The sequence below is a fragment of the Marinobacter alexandrii genome, assembly GCF_005871205.1.
GTDB classification, from domain to species: Bacteria; Pseudomonadota; Gammaproteobacteria; order Pseudomonadales; family Oleiphilaceae; genus Marinobacter; species Marinobacter alexandrii.
In genome coordinates, this window is sequence record NZ_SWKM01000011.1 from 1036005 (window position 1) to 1050989 (window position 14985).

13 protein-coding genes are annotated in these 14985 nt (G+C 55.1%); 4 read left to right on the plus strand and 9 right to left on the minus strand.

Annotated elements, in window-relative coordinates:
* Nucleotides 1-11: 11 nt before the first annotated feature.
* From FCS96_RS05210 to FCS96_RS05235, 6 genes are all read right to left on the minus strand, one after another.
* Nucleotides 12-1811, minus strand: a complete 1800-nt coding sequence (locus tag FCS96_RS05210; RefSeq protein WP_138439149.1) for a sensor domain-containing phosphodiesterase — start codon at nucleotides 1809-1811, stop codon at nucleotides 12-14.
* Nucleotides 1812-1910: 99 nt separating this feature from the next.
* Nucleotides 1911-2012, minus strand: a complete 102-nt coding sequence (locus FCS96_RS20350; protein WP_138439150.1) for a DUF3135 domain-containing protein — start codon at nucleotides 2010-2012, stop codon at nucleotides 1911-1913.
* 107 nt (nucleotides 2013-2119) lie between these two features.
* A complete protein-coding gene (locus FCS96_RS05220; protein ID WP_171040673.1) occupies nucleotides 2120-3697 on the minus strand; it encodes a methyl-accepting chemotaxis protein in 1578 nt (525 codons plus the stop codon).
* 128 nt (nucleotides 3698-3825) lie between these two features.
* Nucleotides 3826-5346 carry a sigma-54-dependent transcriptional regulator gene (locus FCS96_RS05225; protein WP_228264018.1) on the minus strand — a complete coding sequence of 507 codons (1521 nt, stop codon included), beginning with the start codon at nucleotides 5344-5346 and terminating at the stop codon, nucleotides 3826-3828.
* The gene (locus FCS96_RS05230; protein WP_138439151.1) at nucleotides 5343-5630 is read right to left on the minus strand and encodes an Hpt domain-containing protein; all 288 of its coding nucleotides are present in this window, start codon (nucleotides 5628-5630) and stop codon (nucleotides 5343-5345) included. The genes FCS96_RS05225 and FCS96_RS05230 overlap by 4 nt, the downstream gene beginning before the upstream one ends.
* A 396-nt stretch (nucleotides 5631-6026) precedes the next feature.
* Nucleotides 6027-7907, minus strand: coding sequence for a methyl-accepting chemotaxis protein (locus tag FCS96_RS05235; protein ID WP_138439152.1), 1881 nt, complete (start codon nucleotides 7905-7907; stop codon nucleotides 6027-6029).
* Nucleotides 7908-7997: 90 nt separating this feature from the next.
* Here FCS96_RS05235 and FCS96_RS05240 point away from each other — a divergent pair, with 90 nt between their 5' ends.
* Entirely contained in the window at nucleotides 7998-8828 is an 831-nt protein-coding gene (locus FCS96_RS05240) for a TSUP family transporter (RefSeq protein WP_138439153.1), read from the plus strand.
* A gap of 29 nt (nucleotides 8829-8857) precedes the next feature.
* On the opposite strand, the gene FCS96_RS05245 is transcribed toward FCS96_RS05240, so the two are convergent.
* Nucleotides 8858-9523 (minus strand): AbiTii domain-containing protein, encoded by a 666-nt coding sequence (locus tag FCS96_RS05245; protein WP_138439154.1) that lies wholly within the window; start codon nucleotides 9521-9523, stop codon nucleotides 8858-8860.
* Between the two features lie 190 nt (nucleotides 9524-9713).
* Here FCS96_RS05245 and FCS96_RS05250 point away from each other — a divergent pair, with 190 nt between their 5' ends.
* On the plus strand, nucleotides 9714-10370 hold the full coding sequence (locus FCS96_RS05250) for a protein-L-isoaspartate(D-aspartate) O-methyltransferase (protein WP_138439155.1): 657 nt from the start codon (nucleotides 9714-9716) through the stop codon (nucleotides 10368-10370).
* Between the two features lie 27 nt (nucleotides 10371-10397).
* Here FCS96_RS05250 and FCS96_RS05255 read toward each other — a convergent pair whose 3' ends face one another.
* Nucleotides 10398-11204 (minus strand): DUF1338 domain-containing protein, encoded by an 807-nt coding sequence (locus FCS96_RS05255; protein WP_138439156.1) that lies wholly within the window; start codon nucleotides 11202-11204, stop codon nucleotides 10398-10400.
* Nucleotides 11194-12309: an arginine N-succinyltransferase gene (locus FCS96_RS05260; protein WP_138439157.1), complete on the minus strand. Its 1116-nt coding sequence runs from the start codon at nucleotides 12307-12309 to the stop codon at nucleotides 11194-11196. Before FCS96_RS05260 ends, FCS96_RS05255 begins: the two co-directional genes overlap by 11 nt.
* A gap of 115 nt (nucleotides 12310-12424) precedes the next feature.
* Here FCS96_RS05260 and FCS96_RS05265 point away from each other — a divergent pair, with 115 nt between their 5' ends.
* Together FCS96_RS05265 and FCS96_RS05270 are read left to right on the plus strand one after the other, a co-directional pair.
* Entirely contained in the window at nucleotides 12425-12853 is a 429-nt protein-coding gene (locus FCS96_RS05265; protein ID WP_138439158.1) for an Lrp/AsnC family transcriptional regulator, read from the plus strand.
* Nucleotides 12854-13229: 376 nt separating this feature from the next.
* Nucleotides 13230-14912, plus strand: a complete 1683-nt coding sequence (locus tag FCS96_RS05270; protein WP_138439159.1) for an AMP-binding protein — start codon at nucleotides 13230-13232, stop codon at nucleotides 14910-14912.
* Nucleotides 14913-14985 lie beyond the last annotated feature (73 nt).

Below are 14985 nucleotides of genomic sequence, written 5' to 3' on the forward strand. Positions count from 1 at the left end.
AAATTCATTTTCTAGGTTTGCCCCCGGTCTGTGATCGTATTGGTCAGTAATTCGTGCACTTTGCCCGCCGTTATCGGCCGTCCTAGCAAATAGCCCTGAATCATGTCGCAATCGAGTTTTGCTAATAGCTGACGCTGGGTTTCGTGTTCCACACCTTCCGCAACGACCGTCAGTTCCATGGCATGAGCAATGCGGATGAAACCAGATAAAATTTCCAGGGATTTTCTGTTGTTGGGTAGTCCATCAACGATGCTCTTATCGATTTTGAGGGTATCCACGGGCAATTGGTTAAGATGATTCAGGGATGAATACCCGGTTCCGAAATCGTCAAGCGCCAATCTTATGCCTTGACTCGATAGCTCCCGCATCGTGAGAGTGGTGTGGTCGATATTCTGAACCAGGCCGTCTTCGGTCAACTCCAACGTCAAGCGGGATGGTTCCAGATCAACCTCACGGAGCAGACTTAAGACCGATTGTGCGAACTCGGGCTGGTAAAATCCCGCGGCAGGAATATTGACCGCGACGCGAATCGGCTCATGGCACGGATCTGTTTTCCACGTCCGCGCCTCCAGACAGGCCATACGTAATACGTAGTAAGTTAATTGATGGGAAAGTCCGGCATGCTTCTCGGCTATGGGCACAAACTCGCCGGGACTGACGACACCCAATTCCTCATCCTGCCAGCGAGCCAATGCTTCAAACTTTATTACTCGGGTGCCGTCCGCAGACCAGATCGGCTGATAGTTCAGAGTAACGCGATGGTTCGCTATGGCCTTCCCGAGGCGGTCCTGAATCAGATAACTGCGCGTCGCATTGGCCTCCTCACTGGGGTCATAGAAATCAATCTGGGCCGGGGATAACTTACAGGCTCGCTGCGCGCGATCTATCAAAAGCCGAGCCTCACTGCCGTCAGCTGGATAAACACTGATTCCGATACTGATTTCAGGGCGCAAATCGCGACCAGCGAATTCAACGGGTTCGGTCATTATGCCCATAATCCGGCGTGCCATCGTCGACGTCGATTGTCTTGTGTCGAAAGGCACGACCAGAGCAAGGCGGTCAGGTGCTACCCTTCCTGACCCCAATATGCCTTCATTGTGCATTACAAGTCGATCAACAAACGCTTGCACCACGCTATTCCAACCAGCACCTCCGCTCAGGCTGGCGATTGCGTCAAAGTTCTCTACGTGCAAGTGCAGGATGGCCAATTGGCTCTGCTCAGCCTCAGCGGTTCTTATCAGGCCCTCCAGAGTTTCCTCCAGTAGCATGTCGCCAGGAAGGCCGGTAAACGAATCCCGTAAAGTCGAATCCCGAAGGATCTGCCAGTCGTCCTTCAGTGTCCTGTCGCGTTCGATTTCTGACTCCACCAGTCGAGCAAGCGCTTCAAGCTGGGCTCGTTCATTTTCACTAAGACGCCGGGGTGCATAATCCACCAGGCAAAGGGTTCCTACCGGTTGACCACTCGGACCATGCAGAACTGAGGCCGCATAAAAACGTATTGGAGGCGAGCCCTTGACCGCTGGATGGTTTCTGAACAACTCGTCCTCAAAGGTGTCCTCAATCTCCAGAAAACCCAGTCCAAGAGTGTGCTGACATAGACTGTCAGTCCGCTTTACCTCAGAAATTTCGATTCCGAATTTGGATTTGAACCAGACCCGCTCATGGTCAATGAAAGTAATGAAGGCGGTGGGAACATCGAACATTATTGATGCCAGGCGCGTATGGCGATCAAAGCGCTCTTCCGGGGGCGTGTCCAGAATGTTGAGAGACGACAACTCATTGAGGCGGGCGGTTTCATCGAGTTGCTTCATAATTCCTGGCCTGAATTTAGGGCTGTCGATGCCATACCAAAATCACCAAACAGCTAATCGGTCGAGGACGGAAACTGCGGAAAGGAAAGAACGCCCGAGTTAGTCCGGTCTGCTGTTTCGGAGGAACCTTTTCTCACGCAGTTGCTCAAAGCCTTCCGGATCCCGCTGGACTAAATCCTTGAGTTCATCGAACGTGGGCATATCCACAACGTTTCTCACTGTTTGCGTTCAAGTAGTATCGACGCTACCAGCTGCACCCAAATCTCTCGGAAATTCAGCCTCAAAAAACCACGCGCGTGACCGCTGGATCACATCTTGAAACGGGCAACTTGCGTATTGAGCCCCTCGGCAAGTCTCGCCAGCTCTTCACTGGCAGCCGAAACCTGTTCGGTGGAGGCTGCGGACTGATCACCCACATCGCGGATCAAGACGACATTCTGATTGATCTCTTCGGCAACTGAGCTTTGCTCTTCAGCAGCCGTTGCAATCTGACTGTTGTACTGGCGGATCTCTTCAACCGCTTGCGCCATTTCCTGGATAACCGTACCGGCCAGTTGTGCTCGCTCAAGTGTCTGTTCCGCGAGTTTATTGCCAGTCTCCATACTCGAAACTGATGATTCCGCACTGCTAACCAGGTTGCTGATCAGGGTTTCAATCTCGGCGGCGGAGCTTTGGGTGCGTTGAGCCAGTGACCGCACCTCGTCGGCCACCACCGAGAAACCTCGCCCGTGCTCGCCAGCACGGGCCGCCTCTATAGCGGCGTTCAGTGCCAGCAGGTTGGTCTGGTCGGCAACCGACTTGATCACGTCCAGCACAGTTGCAATGTTGTTGGTTTCAGTTTGCAGACCGTTGAGCTGTTCCATCACGTTGGCGCTTTGTGTATTCAGGTTTGCGACCAGTTCCAGGGTTTCCCTGACGGCCTTTTCACCATTGCCGGACTTCTCGCTGGCGTGATTGGCGGCCTCAAAGGCCGCTTCCGCACTTTTTGCCACATCATTGACCGTCGCAACCATCTCATTCATCGCAGTGGCCACCTGGTCGGTCTGGGCTTGTTGTTCTGCCACACCCTGGCTGGTCTGGTTGGTTACCGTGGAAAGCTCTTCGGAGGATGACGCTATACTGGATGCACCAGTTTCGATTTCACGAATCAGTTCTCTGAGGTTGGTTATCATCGTGCCAAAGGCTGCGAGCAACTGACCGAATTCATCGCCGCGCTGGCTTTGAACATTCACGGCCAGATCGCCTGAGGCAACCTTGTTGGCAAAATCTACCGCTTCGTTGATTGGCCCGGTGATTGAACGGGTCAATATCCATGCAAGAACGGTAGCAGCAAGGAGGGCAATAATGGTCACGATAATGATTTCTGCGACCGCGAGTTCATATGTTTCCTGCAATTGTGCCTGCTCACCGTATTTCAACTCCTCCATCATATCGATGGTACTGGTCGCAACGGCGTACATTTCCTCTTCAAGGGGTCTGACAATATCTGTTGGTCCGGAGATGGCCGTTTCGTACCTTTTCAAAAGAGCCTCGTAGGACTTGGCGCCCTCAAGAATCCGTTCTGCCAATTGCCGGCTTTCACTGCCTGCCTCTTGCATTTCAGTCAGAGGCGCAAGTGCATTTTCAGCGTGAGCAACAAACTCGATGGCGCGGTTTATGTATTTGGAATTCTGTGTAATCGCAAAGTTTCTTTCGTCTCTTTCCGCCTCCAGCAAGTCAATTTCGGCGGCGTTGGCGTGCTTCACAATCGAAACGCCGCGATGATAGGTATCAAGCGACGAATAACCGACGGCGGATACGATGATGAGAAGGATGACGAGGATGGCGAAGCTGGCAGCGAGTTTCTTGCCGACGGCAAGGTTTCCGAAAAAATGTTTCAGCGGCATTACAATCTCCGATAAAGAGCCCTTTACCGAAAAATGCACTTAGCATGCCAGATGTTTTTTACCTATTTTTTTTCAGTTAGTTCCAATCATTCCGAAAAATTTTAAATCGTGCATTCTCAAAATGGGATTCATATTGGCTCTCGGGAAATTTGCACTTCATCCCACTGCTGTTTCTTGCGATAAATGGTTGAGACGCCGATTTCCAGAAAGACAGCAGCCCGCGGTACATTGCCATCGCACTTTTCAATGGCGGATTCGATGATGCGCTTCTCCTCAACCCAGAACGGTAGAATTTCCTGGTTACCTGAATCGGACTGAATGGCAGCAGCAACGTCACCGAGACCGCCTTCGGTTCGTGGTACTGGCGCCACATCCCCAAAGGCCGGAGGGTTATTCCCAAGCGCCCATGCCCTGCTGCTCTTTGACGTCCGAGACCGAATCAGATTAGGCAGCATCGACATGTCAATGACACTGCCCTCATTCAAGACCACCACATTCCTGACCACGTTGCTCAGCTCCCGGACGTTACCGGGCCAGTCATACTGCATGAAGACTTTCTCAACGTCCTTGCTGAAACCTCGAAAATCCTTCTTCTCGTCTTCTGCATACCGTTTTAACAACGACTGAGCGATCAGCATTATGTCGCTTCCACGTTCTCGCAATGGGGGCATATGAACAGGAATTACGTGCAATCGGTAGTACAGGTCTTCACGAAAACGCCCCTCCTGCACTTCAAATAGCGGATCCCGGTTCGTTGCACAAATAAAGCGAATATCAACTTTCAGCTCTTTACTGCCTCCCACCGGAGTAAAGGTTCCCGACTGGATAAGCCTTAAAAGTTTGCTTTGAAGATCCAGCGGCATTTCTCCAATTTCGTCCAGGAAAAGTGTACCTCCAGACGCTCGCAGAGCAGCTCCGTCTCGAGCCGCCGACGCCCCGGTGAATGCGCCTTTCACGTGGCCAAATATTTCGCTTTCAATGAGATCACGGGGAATTGCGGCACAATTCAAAGTAATAAAAGGGGCGCTGGCCCGAGGGCTCTCCGCGTGCAGAGCCTCTGAGCACAATTCCTTACCCGTGCCGCTCTCACCGGTGATAAAAACCGACGCATTGCTCTTCCCGGCACTTTCGGCGATACGGTAAACATTCTGCATGGGCAATGAGGCACCGATCATCCGATGAAACTGGTCACGCTTATAGACTTTCTCGTACTGCTGAACAGTTTCTTCGAGCTTCTGCTTTTTGAGGATGTTTTTGAGCGTGACCTCGAGGCGAGCCTTGTCGAACGGCTTGGAAACAAAATCGCTGGCACCGCGCTGCATGGCGTCAACCACCATATCAACGGAACCATGAGCGGTGATTACGATGACCGGCAGTGAAGGCATCTCAGCCTGAATCTTATCCAGAACGCTCAGACCGCTCATGTCCGGCAACCTGACGTCGGTGATAACCACATCAAAGTTATGCTGGGCTAGCTGTTCCAGAGCTTCCGAGCCGGTATGGGCAACTCGAACAGCATAGTCACTCTCAAGAAAAATTTGATAGGCCTTTGCGCTAAATGAGCAGTCCTCCACCAAAAGCACGCCTGGACGATTTTCCCTCGACATAATCGCTTCTCTTATTGGATGGTTCAAACCAGTGTTGTTCAAGATGCCTGCGGATAGTCATTATAGTCAGCATATGCAGCCTGCGCCTCCCCTGCCACCTGCCTTACTCTGGTAATGGCAGCGCCATCAGAACAGGCATTGGAGTGACTGGCCAAGTCTTCCAGTTCCTGAGCAGCGGTCTGGAGTTTCTTGCCCCCAAAGGTACCGGCACAGCTTTTCACGGCGTGAGTCTGCTCCCAAATTTTCGGTTCATCACTGGCCGCTTCGGCTTTTCGAGCCCTTCGAGGCGTTTTTTTTGTCTCATTAAGAAAGACGAAAATCATCATTGGCAGGTTTCCTGCGGATGCGTCCTTGCTCAACTGAGGTGTCTGCGTATTTTTAAGCAGTTAATTGATATGTCCAGAAAACGACCGTTTATTAACCTTTTTGCTATGCATCCGTCATGGTTCAACCACCTTTGAACGAGACTATTTTGCTGCCTTTTTGAGCTTGACTGAGCAGTTTGGTCAGGCGTTTGATTTCGCGGTTTTGGCGACCAGCCTTTTCTTTTTCATTTTCGAGATCTTTATAGCGGTCGGTGACAATAGGCTAGAAGCGGTTGTAAGGGTTGAGTCCGGTAGTGCGGGTTTTCATGGTGAGCACCAATACTGTTTATATGTACAGTATTGGCCATGCTACCCCTGCAGCCTCACGGCTGCAAGGGACACGGAGTAGGTTTGCAATTAGAGTCGGAATTTCTGAGATGCTTCGGTCAGCGACGTGGTCTGAGCGGAAAGTCGTTCAATATGGGTGGTCAGGTGTTTTCGGATTTCGGCTGTCTCTCGGGTATGGCCGTGGATTTGCTCGACTTTTTGGGCAATCTCCTCCGTCGTCGTCGAGATGCCCTCAACAGAGGTAACCACTTGATTCATATCACCGGCCAATTGGTTAATGGAACCAGTAATCTGATCAATAGCTTCGGCAGCCTCGTTGGCGCTTTTTTCCCCTTCACCTGCGGATTGCAGACCCTCTTTCATCATGGTGGTGATGGCAGCGGTCTCCCGGTTAAGGGAATTGACGATGTCGGCAATGCCGTCGGTCGCTGATACTGTTTTCTCCGCTAGCGACCTGACTTCGTCCGCTACCACAGAGAAGCCTCGACCGGCCTCACCAGCGCGCGCGGCTTCGATGGCAGCGTTCAGGGCCAGGAGGTTGGTTTGTTCAGCCAAGCCATTGATTACATCAACGATGGAGTTGACCTGTTCTCCGGTTTTGCTCAGTAGCCCGATCTGGGTGTGGGTCTGCTGAATTCGCTCCGCAAGGGCGCTCATGCTGTCGGAGCTACGCTTGACCACCTGAGCGCCCGATTGCGCCGCACTATTTGCCTGTTGAGTGGCTGTGTTTACCGATTGAGTGTGTTGAGCTATGTCGACTGCTGTGTGTGAAATTTCTTGGACGGCAGTCGCCGTTTGTTCCGTTTGGCCTTCAACCTCCTCGCCCTTGCGCCCCATTTGCCCGATCAGCGTATCAAGCTCTTCCTGCAGGCTGGCCAGCGTCTTGTTGCCTTCAATAACCTGGCCAAGGACTCCAGAGACATCATCCAACATCTTGTTTGCGGCATGGCCCAGTTGGTTGAACTCATCCTTTGCGTTTTGGCCCAATTTCAGGCGCTGGCTCAGATCGCCCGAGGCTACATGGCTCAAAAGTTGGACGACTGCATTCAAACGCCTGACCAGGGTTCGCGAGGCGCCGGTCAGAGTCAGAATCAACACAATCAGTACCGCCGCGGAGGTGATGACGATGAGCCAGGTTGAGGATGTTCGGGCTTGCTCGGCCTGTTGGCTTGTTGTCTGAATCAGGCCGGTATTGATAGCGTCGATCTGGTTATCGATCAGATTACGCAGTGCCGCGCCGCTGGTCTTTAACTGTGCCTCGAGCCTGGCGAGTTCACTGACAACGCCTTCGGCCTCGGAAAAAGCACTCGCCAAGCCCTGTATTGCCTGGCCGATATCGATATCCTGCCATTCCATATCGATGACCACGCCCTGCATTCGGCTTATCGCCTGGTTTGTTCGTTCGGCGTAGGTTGGGTCGAAGCTGTCGAGGTAATCACGGTAGTTCGACGCGACCGTATTGATGTCGTCATTAAAGATGGAGATGCTAATGGCTCGGAGGTCGTCAGCGACATAGCCTGACAGTGTAGCTTTAAGGCCATCATTATGAGTAAACCCGAGGGCCTGGCTCGTTGCCAGCCATTGCTCTCGGAGTTCGGTATACTCTTGGACCCTGTTGCGAATTTCGAGAGCAGTGGCTTCGACCTGCGCCTCCTTTGGGAGCTGTTGGGCGAGTAGTGCCAAGTCATCCCCTTGCTCAAGCAGCGAGCCAAGCCTCTCCTGAAAACGATCGGTCATATCCGTCGTCAGGTCCTCGCTGAGCCTTTCCAGAGCTAACCAGTCGTTAAGTAAATTCAACGAAGCGGCTCCGTAGGCTCGGGCCTGGCCCCGGGCTTCATAGGCTTCGGATACCTTGGCCAGTCCGCTTAATGACGTGAGCATGGCGATCGCCAGGCCGATGAAGGTGGCGGCGATCAGTAGTGAGAATTTCTGTTTCCAGGACAGGGCCATTTTGGTTCTCCATTTTATTATGCATCCAGTATAGTCATTAACGGCCTCAGATTACTTTTCTGGAGCTCACTTTTCTGAAAAAGGTTTTGTATGTCGGAACTCAGTATCGCTCAATACTCTCTGATTGCACTGATTTTTGTCTGGAGTGGGTTCGTGCGCTCAGGTCTTGGCTTTGGTGGTGCCGTGTTGTCATTACCGTTTCTCTTGCTGGTGCTGGATGAGCCCTTGGTGTTTTTGCCGATTATTGCGGTCCACCTGCTGGTTTTTTCCTCGCTCACCATATGGTTGAACAATCGCAAACGACGGCCGCTGCAGGCCACGGATGCGGCAGCCGGGAACGAAGCGGGGGATTCGGTAGAGAAACTGGTAGAGAGCGCGACAGAGAGCACAGTAGATTGGCGCTACCTGTGGCGCATTCTGGGCATCATGATCGTGCCCAAGCTGATTGGCGTGTTTGGCCTGATCACCATGCCTGGCAATGTGCTTAGCGCCATCATTTTCGTGATCGTGGCGCTGTATTCTGTCTCCTACATCATCAACAAGCCGTTCCGCAGTGGCAGCAAAACGGTGGATGCTGTGTTCCTGATGGTCGGTGGCTATATTAGTGGTACCTCGTTGATCGGCGCACCGCTGATCATCGCAGTTGTGGCCCAGCACCTGCCGAAGGAAAAACTGCGGGATACCCTGTTCGCGCTCTGGTTCATCCTGGTGTTGATCAAGATGGCGGCGTTCGTGTGGGTAGGGGTAGATCTGCAGCTGATCCACCACCTGTGGCTGCTGCCTTGTGCCGCGGTTGGTCACGTTATTGGCCTCAAGGTGCATGATCGGATGTTGCGGGCAGAAACGCCGGTGTTCTTTCAGGTGCTGGGCGTCGTACTGCTGATTGTCAGCAGTATCGGCATGGTCAGCGTGCTGGGGTGAGGAGCAGCCGGGGATGAGAAACGAGCCCGTTAACTGGCTCGTCCGAACACTCGCTCAAAGAATCCGGCTGGCTTCACGTCGGCCACCGGCAGGGCGTCGACTTCTTCCATGGCCCTACGCCAGAATCGCTCGGGATCGTCCAGATCAGTCACCAGCGCACGTTCGTCCTGGCTGTAATGATTGTGGTCGCCGCTCAGCCCCCTGGCCATCAATTCCTGAGCCCACAGATAGATAGTGCCGCGAATGGTCCGCAGCAGTTTGCTGTAAACGTCGCGACTCAGGTTAATTGCCAGTTCTGCGCTCAGGTTAATTTGCTTCTGCAAGGCGACCATATCGTCCTGGCTCAACAGAACCCGGTTGCCGTCTCCTTTTCGGCTGGTCAGGCAGATTTTTTCCAGTGATTTGGCGGCGTCAAGCACATCAAGGTGGCCAAACTCCTGCTTCTGCTGTTCGTTTACCGGTGCCGGGATCCAGCCATACTGAGGGGAGCGGGCAACAATGTGGCCCGGTAGATCACGCCGATAGGGTGGCGCCTGTTCCCGGTCCTGATGGCCCTCGAACTCGGCCCTTAGCCAGCCTGCCATTTTCTTGTGGCGGAGCATCAGAGCCAGTGTGATAGCCGACGGCAGGATGTGCCCGAGCAGTTCGGATGGGTCTTGGGTGCGTTCTTCGAGATGATTTACCGATGCAGACATAGGGTCCTCCGTGGCAACGCAAACCAGTCGTGGCCAGTTCCGTTTGCCAGCGTTATTGTTGTTGTGTATAGCCCAGCGGCCATTAGTGCTGATGGGCGCGAATAAAAAGTAGACAGCTCCGGTGGCACCTGCCGTTGTAAATACGTTATAGCTTTGTAACGGTGAGTAAACGCTGGTCTGGGAGGGCGTTATGAACCAGTATCAGGATTTTGCTTCACGTCGCGCCTGGATGGTTGAGAACCAGATTCTTGGCCGCGGGATTACTGCAGGTCCGGTAGTGACGGCGATGAGTCGGGTGCCTCGGGAAAAATTTGTCAGACCCGATCTGATTGACTGCGCCTACGATGATGGCCCTTTGCCGATTGGTTTCGGGCAGACCATTTCCCAACCGTACATCGTGGCTTTAATGGTGGATGCGATGGATTTGACCGGCGGGGAAGTGGTACTGGATATCGGCACCGGTTCGGGTTATGCGGCCGCGGTTATTGCCTCGATTGCCGCCCGGGTGTTCAGTATCGAGCGGGTGCCGGAACTGGCCGAATCAGCGGCGCAGACACTGGCGGCCGAAGGATATGATCACGTGGTGGTGCGTTGCGGCGATGGCACATTGGGCTGGCCCGAACAGGCGCCCTTCGATGGTATCTGTGTGGCCGCCGGGGCACCGGTGGTGCCGGAGGCACTGAAGCAGCAGCTGCGGGTGGGTTGCCACCTGGTGATCCCGGTCGGATCCGCGCACACGGTGCAGTCTTTGCGCCGAATCACCCGGCTATCGGAGACGGAATTCCGTGACGAGAGTCTTTGTGATGTCCGCTTCGTGCCGTTGCTAGGCGAGCAAGGATGGTCCTGAGCCATCCCGCTCCCGGATCTGTTCGGCTTAGCCGCCGGCGTTGGTGCTTTCGAAGATCTTGTCGGCCGAGGCCGCGACAAAGCCACTGTACAGCTCACCGTCAGCTTTCGGGTACCGCAGCGCGAACTCGTAGAAGCAGCTGGGGATGGTTTCCTCCCGATCCGAAAACTGCACGGGTATCCGGTCGGCCATGGTGGAGGATTGTTCCAGCAACTCAGCCGGGGAGCCTTTAACTTCGCCACCCGAGGCATTCACCGCATAGCCGTTGTCTTTCAGTAGCTGGTTGATTTCCGGCACGGTCTGGAACTGCATCAGGTGGTTGATACTCACCGTAAAGTGGTTGGCACGATAGCCCCAGGCTGCCATCCAGGCCGCGTACTCGCTCTCTTCCAGCAGGGTGCGGTAGGTCTGGTAGTCCACCTCCCAGTGACGACCGGAATACAGGAAGTCGTCTGCCTCGACCCGATCCGGATCAACCTGCGCCACCAGATCCTTGACGATGGCCTGCAGCTTTGGCGAGCACTGCTCCACCAATAACTCCGAAATGAACACTTTGGGCGCATCTGGATCCGGATGTTCGTAATGCCGGGCGTAGAGTTTCTTGGCTTCAAAATGATACTCGCCACCCTGAACGTAGCCGAGGCTCAGGAAATGCTCGGCCAGGGCATCCAGCCCGACTGGGGCCAGGTTGAAGGTGCGCAGGGCGATGTGATCGTTAATGATGGCCTGCCCCTCTTCGGCGCCCAGGATGCGGTGAATCTCCTCGGCTGAGGGGGTGACCTCCTGGTAGTTGCGCCAGAGCTGCTGGAACAGGGCATTGCGATCAGTGTGCATGAACGATCTCCGGACGAAGGTGATGAGTATTCGGTGCCGCGTCGCGCTGACTACTGGCCAGGGGCAGGGCGCGGCAGGTTTGGTCAGACTCAAGGCCCATCTGGTCGGCCAGGGCCGGGCTCAGGCACAGGGAGTTAGAGCCCGGCCGGGTGTCTGCCCCGGTCAGCACCGTGGCCCTGAATCCTGCGGTGTCAGTATTGGTGATCAGCAACGGCATGGCAATGCGCTCGCGGCTCCGTTTCTGGAATTCGGTGGCTGGCACGGCATCCACTTCAACCTGCCAGGCTTGGGACTCCCGCACGCTGCGAATCGATGCCAGCGGGCATTCAACCGTTGGTCCGGCATCGAACAGGTCCACCAATCCCTTGTGCTGGAAACCTTCGGCCTCGAGCAGGCGCAGCGCTGGCCGGGTGCGCTCGTGGACCTGACTGATCACCGCCCGGGCTTCAGCGCTCATCAGGCAGGTGTACAGCGGGTGCGACGGCATCAGCTCGTCAATGAAATGGGTGTAGCCGGAGCCGACTAAACGGGTGGCCGAGGCAAAATCCATATCGACAAAATGGGTCTTCAGCCAGGACCAGAACGGAGACTGGCCGGCGTCGTCGGACACTCCGCGCATCTCGGCGATGACGGTATCGGAGAACCGCTCCGGGTGGAGTGCCATAAACAGGAACCGAACCCGCGACAGCAACTTGCCCGCATTGGCGCGACGGAATTCCGGGCGCAGGTACAGTGAGCAGATCTCGGTGCAGCCGGTGTAGTGGTTGCAGCGGGTCAGGGTTTCCACATTGCGTCGCAGGCCCAGATCCCGGGAATGGTGGGTAACAGTACTGCGGCGGAAATGGTGAAGCGGGCGGGTGCGACCGGCGGCGGCCTCAATGCCGGTGGTGCCCATGATCTCATCGGTGCTCTCATCCTCCAGCACAAACAGGTAATGCTCGTCACCGGGCTGAGTCACCTCGCGCTCGAAACTGGCAATGGAATGCTCGATCTTGCGGGCCAGGGCGTCGCGATCGGGCATCAGAGACGTAAATCCGGGGCCGGATTCAACGGCAATCTGATACAGGGTATCCAGATCCGTGACTGCAATCGGGCGAATGAACATGGCCAGCATCCTGAAGTAATTTGGCACAGTATGAACAGTAGAGCTGCCAGATTGCAGATGCAGTTTGAGCGAAATGATCTATGATTAGGACAAAATGATTAATTAGGTCGACAAAATGATAGGAAAACAGGATCAGAAACTGCTGATGCTGCTGCGCCACAACGCTCGGGCCAGTATTACCGAGCTTGCCCGAACCCTGCATGTGTCCCGGTCAACGGTGCAGAATCGTATTGCCCGTTTGGAGGCCAGCGGTGTTATCCGGGGCTATTCGGTATTGTTGGGTGGAGAGTTTTCAGCCAAGCAGGTGGAGGCACACGTGTCGATCAAGGTGCTGCAGAAACTGACTTCCCGAACGAACGCCGCGCTGGAGGGCATCGCCCAGGTCTCGCAGCTTTTCTCTGTCAGTGGGGAGTACGACCTGATTGCCATCGTGCAGGCCCAGTCTCTGGAAGAACTGAGTGCCGTGCTCGACGATATTGGCAACCTGGAAGGGGTGGAGCGCACCAACTCGGCGGTGGTGCTAGAGACTCGATTCCGACGCTAGCTTAATGAAAGGGCGTGCACGGGGATTGGTCAGGTGCCCAGCAGACCCAATGAAGCGCAATAGATAAAGGCACCAGAGCCCATCAGGATGAGGCCCCAGGCGGGGAAGATCAGAGCCGAGCGAGACGATGTTTTCATGCACACCTCCTGTTGTTCGGAAAGGGTTGAGCAAGTGTTGAGCAAGCTGATACGCCTGCCCTGTCACTCTAGACCATTGCCCCGGTCTGTCACGGGTCTTTTGTGATCGGGTGCTCATCTGTGAGCGTTTTTGTCATCCGAGAAGACTATGCTGGCTATTGAGAGGTGGCGGAATCCGACTACTATGAATACGTTTAACCTCAACTAAAAAGAATGATAACAACAACTAGGAGCCATAAATGGCCATTGATCCGCGCAAGCAGACGTCGTTGCACTGTCTTTATTTTTGGGCCGAGACCACCCCCGATGCGATTTATCTGACCCAGCCCTACCCCGACGGGCGGGTGGAAGAGCTAACGTGGAAAGAGGCGGCCGATCAGGTCGCCAGGATGGCCACCTATCTCAATGGCCTAAATCTGCCGGCGCACAGCAACATCGCGTTGTTGGGTAAGAACAGCGCGCACTGGATCCTTGCCGATTTGGCCATTTGGGCGGCCGGCCACGCCTCGGTACCCCTGTACCCGACCCTGAATGGCGAAACTGCGGCCTACGTGCTGGAGCACAGCGAGGCGAAGCTGATGTTCCTGGGCAAGATGGACGGAACGGCAGACGGCTGGAACGACATCAAGGGGCGTATCCCGGACGACCTGCCGTTGGTTTCGCTGCCAATGTCGCCCCGGGACGACACGCCCCATTGGCTTGAGTTGGTGGCCCAGAACGAACCAGCGGAACCCCGAATGCCCGACCCCGATTCCCTGGCAACACTGATTTACACCTCCGGCAGCACGGGCCGGCCGAAGGGGGTCATGCACAGCTTCCGCACCATGATTTCCGTTGCCGACGGCTTGCAGCAAATATTCCCGGTGTCGTCCGATGAACGCATGCTGTCCTATTTGCCGCTGGCCCATGTGGCTGAGCGGGCCGCGGTAGAGACCCAGTCGCTGTATTACGGTTTTCACCTGTACTTTGCCAACTCCCTGGATACCTTCCAGGAAGACCTGCAACGGGCGCGTCCAACCCTGTTCTTCTCGGTGCCACGCCTGTGGATGAAGTTCTACCTGGGGGTGAATGCCAAGTTGCCGCCAAAGAAACAGAAGCTGCTGTTCAGTATCCCGGTGGTTCGGTCGTTGGTAAGAAAGAAAGTGCTGAAACAGCTCGGCCTGGATCATTGCCGTGCCGCACTTACCGGTGCCGCGCCTTTATCCGGAGAGATTATCGCGTGGTACCGCAATCTCGGGCTGGAACTGCTCGAGGTGTACGGCATGTCTGAGAACTTCGGCTATTCCCACGCCAACCGGCCCGGGCAGGCCAAGGTGGGCACGGTGGGTAATGCCAACCCCGGTGTTGAGCATCGCATCGCCGATGGTGGCGAGGTTGAGGTTAAAAGCCCGGGACAGATGCTCGGCTATTACAAGAACGAAGAGAAAACCCGCGAGGACATCACCGACGACGGGTTCCTGAAAACCGGCGATATGGGTGAGATCGACAGCGATGGCTGCCTGCGGATCACCGGCCGGGTCAAGGATCTGTTCAAGACCTCAAAGGGCAAGTACGTGGTGCCGGTGCCCATCGAAAGCCGCTTCAATCATCCGCAGGCGGAAGTGGTGTGTGTTGCCGGTGCCAATCAGCCCCAGCCGTGCCTGATGGTATTGCTGTCCGAGGAGGCCCGGGACCAGCTGGAAGCGGGTGGTCATCGGGCAGAACTTGAGCAGGAACTGGCCGAGCAACTGGATGCGGTGAATGCCGAATGCGAGGCCCACGAAAAACTGGCCTTCGTAGTAGTGGTCAAAGAGCCGTGGACCATGGAGAACGGCATGCTGACACCCACCATGAAGATCAAGCGGAACGTGATCGAAGACTTCTATACCCGAAAGATGGACGATTGGTTCGGGCAGAAAAAGAAAGTGGTCTGGGAGTTCTAAACCCCGAAAGCAAAAACGCCGGTGGCCCCTTGCGGGAACACCGGCGTTTACAAATCCTTCTGCGCTGTCTCCA